We start from the raw sequence: 13,778 nt of genomic DNA, 5'->3' as shown, positions 1-13,778 counted from the left end.
CCGTATAAAATTCTGTATGACAAGTCCAAATAGATTACGCCTGCTTGATCGTATCGATCTAGCAATATTAGACGTTCTTCAAAAGAACGGCAGAATTTCTAATGTTAACCTAGCAAAACAGGTTAATTTAAGTCCTAGTCCATGCCTTGACCGTGTAAAACGTTTAGAGCAAGAAGGCTATATAGAAGGGTACTTTGCAAAGCTTAGCGAACAAAAGCTGAATCAGAGCTTAGTAGCGCATGTGCAAGTATCGCTGGTGACATCTAACACGGCTGTTTTTAAAGTATTTAAAGAGCATATACTTAAAATTGAGCAAGTTGTAGAGTGCGATATGGTAGCGGGAGGGTACGACTACCTGCTAAAAATTAGGGTCTCGGATATGGATGAGTATCGACAGGTGCTAGGAGATTTGGTCGATATTCCGGGAGTAGGTACTCACCATACTTACATGGTAATAGAAAAAATTAAGCAGGATCCTGGTTTACGTTTGGATGTTTAAAAGCCAAATGCTTATTGCAATACATTACACACACATTAAAAAAGCACCTAAGGGTGCTTTTTTAATGATTAGCCAGCGGCTATTAAACTTAGTTAACCAAGGTTTAGGTTAATTAAGCCCACCCTTCGTAGCGCTTACGGCGCGAAAGTACAACGGTAAGTATAATACCTAAAAACAAACCTATAAAAGCAATAGCGCCACCATAAGTAAGTAGTTGGCGTTTTTCTTTTGCAGTGGCTGCTTGTTTTTGAGCACGTTCTTGCTCAAGTGTTGTTTGCAGCTCAGTAATTTGTTGATTAAGCAATTTGTTTTGATTAGTTAAGCTTTGATTATGTTCTTGTAACTGAGGTAGCTCAACTTGTGCTTGGCGTAGTTTGTTTTGCACTGTGCTCATTTCGCTACTGAGTGTTTGATACTGCTGATGAAGCCCTGGCGTTTGCGATATAAATTTAGACTCAACCCAACCTTCACGGTCTTTATCGTCTTTTATTTTTATAAAGCCGTTTTCTTCTTTTGATAGCACGGTTAATTTAGTACCCGCATCTACAGAGCCAAGTAAGCGGTAGTTTTTACCTGCGCCAGAGCGCATAAAGGTATATAGATTATCGATTATATAAGCTGAATTTGCATCTGATGAATTGGCTGTTTGAGCTTCTTGTGCTTGGCTTATAAACGAGGTGGCTGTTAAAAGTAGCCCTAGTAAACAGTGTTTTAGCATTTATCTACCTTGTTAGTCTATCCGTGTCCGTTGTGGTTGTGATTGAGATTTTCACATAAGTAGTGAGATAGTATGGATTAAACGCGTTAATAGCAAGGTTGATATTGTAACCCAGTGCGGGCGTTGCTCAGCCAAAAAGGTTAAAAAATTTGCAAAATGAGGTGGCTTTGTTTATTTTGAGCACTTATTTATTTTAAAGGTAATCCTCAACCCTAATGGATACTGAGATAGAACTGAAGTTTTTGGTATCAGATGCCGTTGTTCCACTGATCCCCTCGCTAATCACACAATTTGCTAAAACGGTTATTAATAAACCTTCACGTAGTTTGCAAAATGCCTATTACGATACCCCAAGTAGAGAGCTTAGAGCCCTTGATATAGGTTTTAGAACCCGCTGTGCCGACAGTAAATGCGAACAAACAATAAAGCTTGCTGGCGAAGTTGTGGGTGGGCTACACCAACGTCCTGAATACAACTTACCCATTGAATCAAGCCGCCCTGATTTATTAGCATTTAATAATGCTATTTGGCCTCATGGTATGCAAGTAAATGCTATTAGCGATAATTTATATCCTATTTTTAGCACTAACTTTATTCGTCGTACTTGGTTAATAGAAACTCCAAATGGCGCAAAAATTGAAGTCGTGCTAGATAAAGGCGAAATAGCAGCATCGGGTAAGGTTGATATTATTAGCGAGCTAGAAATAGAGCTTGTTGAGGGCAACAGAGACGAGCTATTTGCTTTGGCAGATAAACTTGTTAGCCAAAACTGTATTCGTTTAGGGCTTTATTCAAAAGCAGCTAGAGGCTACCGACTAGCCGATGAAACACCGCTTAAACCAAGTAAGTCTATTGGGTTTGTAAAATTAAAAAAACAAGCAACTCAAGAGCAAGCACTAATAGAGGCCATGAACTTTGGTATTCGTTTTGTGCAAAAGCATGAGCAGTGTTACTTTGACAAGCCAAGTTTAAAAACGCTCAAACGTGTGACTGATGGCATTAGTTTAATTAGGCATAATTTTTGGTTGTTTGACGATATTGTAAGTAAAGACAGTACTGAGCAATTAAGAACAGAGTTAAAGTGGCTGTTAAGTGAATTAGCTTGGGTTGAAAATGCAATTCAGCTAAAAACTTATACATCTAAACGCCATGCATTTTATAAAAAAATAAATGCAGCGCCTGCATTAGCGCAAGTTATTAACGATTTAAAAGAGCTACAGCCAAGCATTGATGATATTAATGCTTTGTTTCAAAGCGCGCGATACAACCGTTTATTGCTGTCGTTGACTACTTGGTTGGTAGATAAACAATGGCGTAAGTTTTGGGGGCAAACTCAACTACAGGCGGCAGAGCAGCCAGTAGCTAAAATTGCTAAACGTTTATTTAATAAAGATTGGCAAAATTTAGATAAGCTACTTCCCAAAGAGCAAACGCTTACAGCACAAGATTATTTAAGCTTACGCACCCAACTAGAAAACAGCTTATTAAGCGGTAATTGCTTAGGGTCATTGTTTGACAAAGAAGAGCGCTTAGAATTTAGACTACCGTGGCTGGATATTTCTCATGGTATGTACGAGCTCAGCACGCTGGAATATTTAAAGCAGCTTTGCGGCGGGCAAGAAGACGAGCAGTTGGCTAAAATTCAACAGTGGCTAGATCAAAAGTCAGATTACTTAGTTAGTGCAATGGAGCAAAGCCGTTTAGCGTCTTTTGATATAGAGCCGTACTGGCAGTAATATATTTAAGCAGGTGTGTATTGGCACCTGCTTTAATCTTTTTGTTGAAACTTTCTTAAACCTCCTTAATTAAATAACCTCTTAATTTCTACGTAATAAAAATGGTGCGTTAGTCACTCGTTAACTATGCTTATAGTCATAAACCTACAACGGTAAGACTAATATGAAGTGTAGTGTTGTTTTGCTTTTTTTATTCAATAGTATGGGTGTCTATGCTCAAACCTTTACTTTTGGTGTAGTTCCGCAATATGAGCCTCAAAAACTCACTGCAATATGGCAGCCCTTTCTTAATAAAGTAACCGAAAAAACAGGCGTGCAACTAAAGCTTGTTACCGTGGAATCAATCCCGGTTTTTGAGCAAGGTTTTGCAGATGGCGATTACGATTTTGCTTATATGAACCCATGGCATAGTGTGATTGCTTTCGACAAGCAAGGCTATTTACCTATAGTGAAAGATGCTGCGCGCCATTTGCAAGGCGTATTAGTGGTCAATAAAAACAGTAATATTGAATCCGTTAAGCAGCTTGAAGGCGCCGAAATTGCTTTTCCTGCGCCTAATGCGTTAGGCGCTTCTTTATTAATGCGGGCGGAGCTTGCCCTATTGTATGGCTTAACAATAAAGCCTGTATATGTACAAACGCACTCATCTGTTTATTTAAATGTGGCACTTAACGCAACGCCTGCCGGCGGCGGGGTAATGGGCACATTAAAGCAACAGCCTCAAAATTTGCAGCAAAAGCTAAAAGTTATTTACAAAACGCGTAAGGTTAGCCGCCACCCCATTGTGGTTCACCCTAGAGTAAATAATCAGGTACAAGCGCAAGTTCAACAAGCAATTATAGAAATAGGGAGCGACCCTAAACAAAAACACTTATTAGCGGGTATTCCTATAATTAACCCAAGTAAAGCAAGCATTGACGATTACAACCAATTAACGCAATGGGGTTTACGCTCGTTTTATGTTGAAAATTAACTGGTGGCGCAGCCTAAGGGTTCAAAGCTTTATTGCGGTAATGGCATTTGGCTTTTTATTAATATGCTTATTTATTTTTTACGCTTTGCCAGAGCAAGCTAGGTGGGTAAACGATGGCCTTTCTAGCGCAGCGCAGCGCTCTTTACAGCAACTATCTACATCAATAAAAACCCCTTTATTAACTCGCCAATACGCACAGCTGTATGAGCAAATAGACGCGCAACTTAATACAAACCCTAATTGGAAAGCAATTAGAGTAGTAGAGCCGACTACAGGTAATCAGTTATATCCTTTAGATGAGTGGCAGCTGTTAGCGCAGCAGGGCAATGTTACGTTAAATGAGCGCATCACTTTTTTAGATAAACCTTTGGCTGAAATAACGTTAGTCGTTAATTTTGAAGACAAAATAAACGAAGCAGCCAAGCTACATTACACGTTAATTTATATTCAGTTTTTTATACTTGTGGTGTTTTTTATTGGCTTAGCTTGGTTGGTCGATTATAGAATTACCAGCCCTTTACGGGCGCTCGAAGTCGCCTTTTCTAAACTGGCTAAAGGGAACTTTGATTGCCACGTTAGCGTTCAGCAAAAAAATGAGATTGGCAGCGTCATAAATGCATTTAATAAAATGGCCGGTGAGGTTGCTACTAATCATCAAAAAGTAAACGCGCTAAGAATTCAAGCCGAGTCGGCCAGTAAGGCTAAGTCTGACTTTATGGCGAGTATGAGCCATGAGCTTAGAACGCCGTTAAATGCGATTTTAGGGTTAGCGCAGCTTTATCAATATGACAGTAAAGCAACCGAGGTACACAAAGACAATGCGCAAAGTATTTACCAAGCTGGGGAGCATTTACTTTTACTAATAAACGACGTGCTAGATTTAACTTCTATTGAGTCGGGGAATATGCAGTTTAATTTTGAATATGCCCCCGTGAAAGACATGCTACAGCATAGTATTGAAATGGTGAGCGAACTTGCCAGAGTTGAGCTTGTTACTATAGACACACACAATATTGACTCCCTTGAAGGTATTTACTTATATGTAGATAAGCGCCGTTTTAAACAGGTACTGCTTAATTTACTTTCCAACGCAATAAAATATAACAAAGTGCGAGGTAAAATAGATATACGCTGCGAGATTGCTGATTCAAGCCGCTGTAATATTGATATTGAAGATACAGGGTGCGGTTTTTCAGAAGATGATATTTTAAGGCTTTTTAAGCCCTTTGATAGACTAGGGGCAGAGACCAGTAAAACACATGGTACGGGCATAGGTTTAGTTATTACTAAAGAGCTTGTAGAGCGTATGCAAGGGCAGCTACAAGTAAATAGTCAAATAAATAAAGGCGCGTGTTTTACCATTAGCTTTAATAGTTTTAAAGAAAGCGCTTTAACCACTATACAAGCTGATGAGCCGATAAGTCACCCCAGCAGTGAGTCCGCAGGCTCTGCCACAGGTAAGCTCCCAGTATTAAATGTGCTGGTGGCAGAAGATCAACTGACTAATCAGCAGGTTTTAAAGCAGCAACTGACCATGCTTGGTGTTAATTCAACGTTTGCAAATAATGGCGAACAGGCCTGGCAAATGCTCCAAGATAAGTCCTTCGATATGCTACTTACCGATATTCAAATGCCGTTGTTAAATGGCCTTGAGTTGGCTAAAAAAATCCGAAAAAACACACAGTTCAATGAGCTAATAATTATTGCTGTTACTGCCAATATAATGAAAAAAAACATACAAGATTGTTACAGCGCTGGGATGAACGGTTTTTTAACTAAACCGATAGAGCTTGAAAGCCTAAAAGCACTGCTGATGAAACACTCGCAAGGCATTGTTCTTTCGGATACACAGCCGCTGCAAATTACAGCGCAAGCAAGCTCTATGTACAGTCAATTAGATATGCCTTTATTGTTTTCGATGTTAGGAAAAGATACGCATGTACATTGTTTAGTCTTTCAGGCGTTTTTACAAACCGCTTATGAGCAAGTTAAATTAATTGAAGCGTATACACATAGTTTAAATTACGCCGATTTATCTTTTCAAGCGCATGGTTTAAAGTCATCTGCTAAATCGGTTGCAGCGTTAAAGTTAAGTGATACCTGCCAGCAGATAGAAAGCTTAGCCGCGCAAAATAAGGTCGATGAAGCGTTATTATTTGCACTACAAACAGGATTTAATGAAGTGGTTACACAGTTAAAAGTGTACTGTAATAAACATGAGGCATCTTCTTAATGCCTCATGTAATGGCCCTTTTAATTAATATTTAGCGGCCTGCCCTTTAGCGGGTAGGGAGCTTAAAATGAAGTCGCGTAAGTCGTTATTAGAAAGCTTAAGATCTTCATGTCTTAGGTACATCATATGGCCGCTGCGGTACCCTTTAAAGCTTAACCTGTCTTTCATTTTTCCACTTGGGTCAAGCTGCCATAACGTGTATTTAGCATCAAAGTAATTTGTTGCGCCATCGTAGTAACCCGCTTGAATCATGACGTTTAAATACGGGTTTTGCGCCATCGCTAAACGTAAGTTTTCGCCGGTATTATTTTTACTGCGATCCCATGGGTGAACATTGCCAAATAAGTTGTATTTTACATCCGTTTTATAGTTGAGCTCTTCACGCAGGTAATAGTTAATTGCAGGCGTAAATGAGTGCAGCCAAGAGGTAAGCTCAGCCCAGTAATCAGGTGATTCGCCAGCATCGCGTTTATCAATACCTAAATAGCGCGAATCTAGACGCCCGACAGTTTGTCCGCGCTCACGTAAAAGTTCTTTCCAAAAAAATCGAGTGGGAATATCTAAGTTGTTTTGCGCTACAAACTGCTCTGAAAGGCCTGCATATTCGGCCATCTTCTTTATTATTTGGCGTTTTTTATCGGCATCGATAAAGCCACCTTTAGCGAGGGCAGGAATAAGCTCATTAATAGTGAACTGTTCTACCTCGGGTAAAAGTTCATTGAGATCTTTTTCTTGCAAGTTTTTATTCAGTGCTTTGTGATACCACGCAGTTGCAGCAAAATAAGGTAAGCGATTAGCCGCTTTTATAGGGCCGTCGCGTTTTATACCAATATCGGTCGGCGATACTAATACCACCCCATTAATGTACATCCATTGACTGTTTTGTAGTTCATGGGCAAGGCCTGATACACGAGTAGTGCCGTAGCTTTCTCCAATTAAAAACTTAGGTGAGCGCCAGCGCTCGTTTCGGTTAACAAAGGTATTTAGCCATTCAGCTAAGTATTTTATGTCGGCATTCACACCAAAAAAGTGCTCTTTTTGTTGCTCTTTCGAAAGCATTTCACCTTTGGCGTTTTCTACTACGCGTGAATAACCTGTATTTACCGGATTTACATAAACAATATCTGCTACATCTAATACTGAGTAGGGGTTATCTTTTACGCCATAAGGCTGAATGGGGTAGCCTTCGTCATCAATTTTTAATACGCGTGGGCCAGTATAGGCTAAGTGCATCCATACAGATGCAGAGCCAGGACCACCATTAAACGATATCAGTAATGGGCGAGCTGCGGTGTTATCGACTTTATCTCGTGTGTAATAGGTATATTGTAATGTGGCAATGGTATCGCCATTATCATTCCACACCGGCTGAGTGCCTGTTTTAACGGTGTAGCTAAAGCGTTCACCATTAATTTTTGCTTTATGCTTAGTGACTACGTGGCTATCAATGTCTATTTTTCGTTGGTTTTCTGCTGTTGCAGTACTGCTAAGCAATACGATGGCAAGCGCTAAGGTGTAACGAGTTAATTGGACAAGCTTCATTGTCGTTCCTTATTTTTGTTTAGATGCTATTTAAAATAAAAAACACACAAATAACAAAAGTATTGAGATTAATGGTCGATAATACTGGTTAAGTCTAAACTTATACACGGCGTGTTTGTTTATTTAGGGTTAATTTATCCTAGCGTGTTTAGCTTAGCTAAAAAATCAAGTATATTTGGTCGACTTTGTATTTGAATTAAATACAAGCCTTGCGCTTACATTAATGGACCTAGCCTACTTACTGGCTACATAAACAGAACTTTACTGGATGTTTTTCATAGCTTGTCGCTTCAGTGCAAGTTTAAGTACGTAAAATAACAAGATTAAAGAGAAGTTTATGCAAAGAGTATTAGTGGTTGAAGACAGTAAAGTAGTGCAGCAGGTGCTACGCCACTTAACGGCTCAATATTTAGATGTCGCTGTCGATTTCGCATGGTCATTAAATGAATGCCAAGACTATATTGAGAAACATAAATACTCGCTGGCTTTAGTTGATTTAACTTTGCCTGATGCACCTAATGGCGAGGTCGCTAAATTTACACTTTCACACGCTATTCCTACTGTGGTACTTACCTCAAAAATTGATGAATATAAGCGCCAACAAATGCTAGAGCTTGGTGTTATTGATTACGTAATTAAAGACAATCGCGATTCATACCATTACGCTATCAAGTTAGTGGCTCAGCTTCTGAGGAATCAAGGCTGTAAGGCCTTGGTTGCTGATGATTCGGTGTTAAGCCGCTCCTTAATGAAGCAAATGCTAGAAAAGCAATTATTTGATGTAACCGATGCGCAAGATGGTCAGCAAGCACTCGAAATAATAAAAAGTAACCCTAATATAAAATTGCTCATGACCGATTATGCGATGCCATTAATGGATGGCTTTGAACTGGTTAAAGCGGTGCGTAATTTTAGAGGGCGCGATGATTTGGCCATTATCGGGCTTTCGGGTGCAGGTAAACATGGGTTATCGGCTCGGTTTATTAAATACGGTGCCAACGACTTTTTAACAAAGCCATTTATGAATGAAGAGTTTCATTGTCGTGTTATGCAAACAATGGAGCAGTTGTCACTGATTGCGGATATTAAAGAAAGTGCTTACAGAGACTATTTAACGGGTATGTATAACCGCCGTTATTTTTACCAATATGCAGAGCAACTATTAAAAAAACAACAGCAAAATACGCTTGCATTACTCGATATAGATTTTTTCAAAAATATTAATGACACCTTAGGCCACGAAGCGGGCGATCAGGCACTAAAGCAGGTAGCCACGCTAATTAAAACTACGTTTTCTAAGTTTACCGTTGCGCGGGTGGGCGGCGAAGAGTTTGCCATTATATTAGATGATATAGACACGGCGCGTGGGCGAGAGTACTTAGAAGGCTTTAGAAAAAAACTCGCTAAACATGAGTTTTTAATCGATGAAAAACCGTTTTCTATCACCATTAGTATTGGTGTTGCTGATTTTCAAAACACTGATTTAACTCAGGCCATGCGCATCGCAGATGCGGCCCTTTACGAAGCCAAAAACAATGGCCGAAACTGTGTTGTGTAAATATAAAAAATAACACTAATTACAAGCTAGTAGGGCATCACTTTTGGTGATGCACCAATGTAGCTAAGTTGTTAAAAAAGCGCACCTTGATGGTGCGTTTTTTTTGTTTTAAATTTACTATTTACGTTTATCTTATTGATATTAAGTGTTTTTTAATAGTGGCACAAAGGTTGGATTATGTAAGCCAACAGGATAACAATAAAGCGTCCGAGGGGGCCACTATGAAAATGATTAGTGCAATCATAAAACCATTTAAATTAGACGATGTGCGTGAAGCGCTCGCTGATTTAGGTATTGAAGGGATGACCGTAGTTGATGTTAAAGGTTTTGGACGTCAACGAGGCCATACAGAGCTGTATCGTGGAGCAGAGTATCAGGTAGATTTTATTCCTAAGATCAAACTTGAAATTGCTACTCGTACTGAAAATTGCCAACGCGTAGTTGAAGCAATTACCAAAATTGCATCAACAGGCAAAATTGGTGACGGTAAAATTTTCGTGTACGACTTAGATCAAATTGTGCGTATTCGTACGGGCGAACTTGATGAAGAAGCAATTTAAGGGGGCTGATTAATGGAAAACACAATTGTAGAACTCAAATTTTCACTCGACACCTTTTATTTTCTGGTGTCAGGTATATTAGTAATGTGGATGGCAGCAGGTTTTGCCATGTTAGAAGCGGGTTTAGTTCGCTCTAAAAACACCACTGAAATTTTAACTAAAAACGTGGCGCTGTATTCTATCGCATGTACCATGTTTTTATTAGTTGGCTACAACATCATGTATGTAGACAACGCTGAAGGCGGCATTATCCCTTCAATTGGCGCATTAATTGGCACGCAAGCGGCCGATGCTGACCACTCTTTAGAATCTGACTTTTTCTTCCAAGTAGTATTTGTTGCAACGGCTATGTCGATTGTATCGGGTGCTGTGGCTGAACGTATGAAGTTATTTGCTTTCTTAGCATTTGCAGTTGTTTTAACAGGCTTTATTTACCCAATGGAAGGTTACTGGACATGGGGCGGCGGTTTCTTATCAGAAATGGGCTTTGTAGATTTTGCAGGCTCTGCCATTGTTCACGGTGCTGGTGCTGCAGCTGCTTTAGCAGGTGTTATTTTACTTGGCGCTCGTAAAGGTAAATACGGTAAAAACGGTGAAATTTACCCAATTCCAGGCTCTAACCTACCACTTGCTACATTAGGTACGTTTATTTTATGGATGGGTTGGTTTGGTTTTAACGGTGGTTCGCAATTACTTCTTTCAGACAAAGAAAATGCAACCGCTGTAGGTCAAATTTTACTTAACACCAATGCCGCAGCGGCAATGGGTGCAATTGCTGCACTGTTTGTATGTAAAGTGTTGTGGGGTAAAGCTGATTTAACTATGGTACTAAACGGCGCATTAGCAGGTTTAGTGGTTATTACAGCAGACCCACTTTCACCATCTCCATTAATGGCCTGTTTACTAGGTATTTTAGGTGGCTCACTGGTTGTATTTAGCATTGTAGCTCTAGATAAAGCGAAGATTGATGACCCAGTAGGTGCTATCTCTGTTCACGGTGTATGTGGCGCGCTAGGTATTATGTTAGTGCCTGTATCTAACGGCGATGCAAACTTTGTAACACAGCTTATTGGTTTAGTGACTATTTTAGCCTTTGTTTTTGTAGCTTCATTTATTGTGTGGGCTATTTTAAAGCAAACTATGGGTATTCGCGTAACCGAAGAAGAAGAGCTAAGCGGTATGGACCAACACGATTGTGGTGTTGATGCTTACCCTGAGTTTGTATCTGTTCGCAGTAACTAATATTAAATAGATTAATCATTGTGTTCACAAAGCCCTACCTTGGTAGGGCTTTTTTTCGTTTCAGGGAAGGTTAACTTTTCAGGTGTTAGGCTATAGCCAATATGCTAAGCTCACACTCGTGAATAAACCTTGGAATAAATTACACTTAAATGGCTGACAACAAAAAAACACCCAGTAGTAAAACCACTCCTAAGCGTGCACCTAAAGCTACCAGCTCGCCACGTAAAGCTAAATCAAAAACGACTAAAAAAACGTCAAGCACTGTTGTTAAACGCACATTTATGCGAAAAACATGGTCTGTTTTTTGGAAATTGAGCTTAGCTGTTTTTATTGCTATGGCCATGTATCTTATTTATTTAGATTCAAAAACAACACGTATATTTGAAGGTAATAAATGGCAGTTACCTGCCCAAGTATACGCACGTTCAATGGAGTTTTACCCAGGGCAGTTTTTATCTAGTCAAGAGGTTGTGTGGGAGCTTGAGCGCCTAAATTATTCATCAGTTAATAGGCTAAGCCGCACGGGGCAGTTTGTAAAAACAGCCGATAGCATAAAAATTTACCGACGCGACTTTGAGTTTTATGATGGCCTTGAAGAATCGCACATTATTGAGCTACGTTTTGCGGGGCAAAAGGTAGCAACCATTAAAGATAAATTTGGCAGGCGCCTAAACAGCGCTCGCCTAGAGCCTGTGCAAATAGCCCGTATTGGAAATGATTCAAAGCAAGATAGAGAGTTTGTACCGCTTGATAAGTTTCCGCCTATGTTGAAAGACACGTTATTAGTAGTAGAAGATCGGGATTTTTATCAGCACCATGGTGTGTCGGTATTTTCTATTTTGCGTGCGCTTTATTCAAACATTAAAGCAGGGCGTACCGTTCAAGGTGGTAGCACCTTAACGCAGCAGCTTGCAAAAAATATATACCTAACGCGTGAGCGTTCTTTAGTGCGTAAAATAAATGAGGCATTTATTGCGCTTATTCTAGATTACCGTTATTCAAAAGATCAGATTTTAGAAGCCTATTTAAATGAAGTTTACCTAGGTCAATCTTATAACCAAGGCGTGCATGGCATGGGCTTGGCCTCTGAGTTTTATTTTTCAAAGCCTGTTGATGAGCTGGAATATGACCAAATAGCGCTGCTGGTGGCTATGGTCAAAGGGCCTTCGTATTACAATCCTCGTCGCTATAAAGAACGCACTATGGAGCGTCGCGACCTAGTACTGCGCTTAATGGTTGAAAACAAGCTACTAACTACAAAAGAATACCGTGCATCACTTAAACGCCCAATTGATATAGCGCCTATGAAAGCAAGTTTACAAAAGTCATACCCTGGCTTTTTAGAACTTGTAAACCGTGAGCTTAAGCAGTTATTACCTGATCAAAAAACACTAGATGCCGGTGTGCGTGTATTTACTTACTTTGATTTGCAAAAACAAACGGCGATGGAAGAGTCCATTCAAAAAAGTTTACCGTATTTAGAAAAACGTCCTAACACCGATAAACTCGAAGCAGCCATGATCTCAGTTAATGTAGAAAAAGGCGGTGTGTCGGCTTTAGTGTCGGGGCGCGATGTTCGCTACTCAGGTTTTAACCGAGTGCTCGATACTAAACGAAATATTGGCTCTTTAGTTAAACCCGCGGTGTACTTAACAGCCCTGCAGTTACCACATTATAACTTAGCCACATTACTTGATGACTCCCCTGTGCAGGTAACAAATGAGCAAGGTAAAGTGTGGCAACCTGAGAACTTTGATCACCAATACCGAGGTGCATTGCCACTTTATAAAGCCTTTAGTAACAGTATTAATATTCCTGCAGTAAATTTAGGCCTAGATGTAGGTGTTGATAAGGTAGCAAATACGCTCAAAGGATTAGGCGCAAAAGGTAATATAGATGAATACCCCTCGCTGCTACTTGGTGCAGTAGAAATGTCGAGCTTTGAGGTTGCTCAGCTTTATACCACTATCGCAGCAGATGGCGAGTATAGAGAGCTTACCTCTGTATCTGCCCTTACAGACTCGGTAGGTAACGTTTTGTATAAGCATAAAGTTAAGTCTGAGCCGCGCTTTGCAAAAGACGCTGTATATATGACTAAATATGCCATGAAGCGAGTGACAAAAGACGGCACCGCTAAGCGTTTAAATTTACACTTTCCATCAATTCAGCTTGCCGGTAAAACAGGCACTAGTAATGATTTACGTGATAGCTGGTTTGCAGGGTTTGATCAAAACACAGTGACCGTTGCGTGGCTTGGTAGAGACGATAATAGAAGCACCGGTTTAACCGGTAGTGTGGGCGCGTTAGAAGCTTATATTCGTTACTTAAAACCGCTCAACCCTGAAGCAATAGCAGATACACGTCCGCCATCAATTAGATGGGCTTTCGTCAATGAAAGAACGGGTTTACAAGCACCGCCCGGATGCGGAAAAGTTATTCAGTTACCACTAAGAGCCAGTGAGTTTGAGCCTAGGCCGCAGTGTATACGCTAATAAAATAAAACCTTAATAATAAAACCGCTAACTCAGCGGTTTTTTTATATTTGCTTCACTATCTAGCAATCAAAATTTGAAACTAAATAAATTTTAATTACTTTTATTAGCTTGTTTTCTTATAAATAAATTAAAAAGCTGTGAGTATAATTAGAGTAAAATAGCACTTTGCGAGATTAAAAATAAGATCATTGTAACGAGTATGTTAATAGTTTAATTAACTGA

The 13,778-nt window shown here is 39.8% G+C and carries 10 protein-coding genes; 8 read left to right on the top strand and 2 right to left on the bottom strand.

The features are described 5' to 3' along the window. Positions 1-16: 16 nt before the first annotated feature. The gene (locus MTF68_RS12055; RefSeq protein ID WP_004587169.1) at positions 17-499 is read left to right on the top strand and encodes a winged helix-turn-helix transcriptional regulator; all 483 of its coding nucleotides are present in this window, start codon (positions 17-19) and stop codon (positions 497-499) included. A 112-nt stretch (positions 500-611) separates the two neighbouring features. On the opposite strand, the gene MTF68_RS12050 is transcribed toward MTF68_RS12055, so the two are convergent. Further along, positions 612-1,217, bottom strand: coding sequence for a TIGR04211 family SH3 domain-containing protein (locus tag MTF68_RS12050; protein ID WP_024034313.1), 606 nt, complete (start codon positions 1,215-1,217; stop codon positions 612-614). A gap of 215 nt (positions 1,218-1,432) precedes the next feature. Here MTF68_RS12050 and MTF68_RS12045 point away from each other — a divergent pair, with 215 nt between their 5' ends. The 3 genes from MTF68_RS12045 to MTF68_RS12035 all read left to right on the top strand — a co-directional run bounded on the left by MTF68_RS12045 (position 1,433) and on the right by MTF68_RS12035 (position 6,159). Next, on the top strand, positions 1,433-2,953 hold the full coding sequence (locus MTF68_RS12045) for a CYTH and CHAD domain-containing protein (RefSeq protein ID WP_024034312.1): 1,521 nt from the start codon (positions 1,433-1,435) through the stop codon (positions 2,951-2,953). A 163-nt stretch (positions 2,954-3,116) separates the two neighbouring features. Next, on the top strand, positions 3,117-3,926 hold the full coding sequence (locus MTF68_RS12040; RefSeq protein ID WP_248462629.1) for a phosphate/phosphite/phosphonate ABC transporter substrate-binding protein: 810 nt from the start codon (positions 3,117-3,119) through the stop codon (positions 3,924-3,926). After that, entirely contained in the window at positions 3,913-6,159 is a 2,247-nt protein-coding gene (locus tag MTF68_RS12035; RefSeq protein ID WP_248462627.1) for an ATP-binding protein, read from the top strand. Before MTF68_RS12040 ends, MTF68_RS12035 begins: the two co-directional genes overlap by 14 nt. A 24-nt stretch (positions 6,160-6,183) precedes the next feature. On the opposite strand, the gene MTF68_RS12030 is transcribed toward MTF68_RS12035, so the two are convergent. Continuing rightward, positions 6,184-7,701 carry a carboxypeptidase gene (locus tag MTF68_RS12030; protein ID WP_248462625.1) on the bottom strand — a complete coding sequence of 506 codons (1,518 nt, stop codon included), beginning with the start codon at positions 7,699-7,701 and terminating at the stop codon, positions 6,184-6,186. A 337-nt stretch (positions 7,702-8,038) separates the two neighbouring features. Between MTF68_RS12030 and MTF68_RS12025 the strand changes: the two genes are divergently transcribed. The 4 genes from MTF68_RS12025 to mrcB all read left to right on the top strand — a co-directional run bounded on the left by MTF68_RS12025 (position 8,039) and on the right by mrcB (position 13,553). After that, positions 8,039-9,259: a response regulator gene (locus MTF68_RS12025; protein ID WP_029773860.1), complete on the top strand. Its 1,221-nt coding sequence runs from the start codon at positions 8,039-8,041 to the stop codon at positions 9,257-9,259. A 221-nt stretch (positions 9,260-9,480) separates the two neighbouring features. Next, complete coding sequence (locus MTF68_RS12020; RefSeq protein WP_004587162.1) at positions 9,481-9,819, top strand: P-II family nitrogen regulator; 339 nt, start codon at positions 9,481-9,483, stop codon at positions 9,817-9,819. 12 nt (positions 9,820-9,831) lie between these two features. Then, positions 9,832-11,061, top strand: coding sequence for an ammonium transporter (locus MTF68_RS12015; protein ID WP_004587161.1), 1,230 nt, complete (start codon positions 9,832-9,834; stop codon positions 11,059-11,061). Positions 11,062-11,210: 149 nt separating this feature from the next. Further along, entirely contained in the window at positions 11,211-13,553 is a 2,343-nt protein-coding gene (gene mrcB / locus MTF68_RS12010) for a penicillin-binding protein 1B (protein ID WP_096042118.1), read from the top strand. The last annotated feature ends 225 nt before the right edge of the window (positions 13,554-13,778 follow it).

It is taken from the genome of Pseudoalteromonas sp. 2CM37A (assembly GCF_023161885.1).
Taxonomy (GTDB): Bacteria; Pseudomonadota; Gammaproteobacteria; order Enterobacterales; family Alteromonadaceae; genus Pseudoalteromonas; species Pseudoalteromonas atlantica.
The sequence above is the reverse complement of the archived record's forward strand: the minus strand, read 5'-3'. Positions and strand labels throughout refer to the sequence as shown.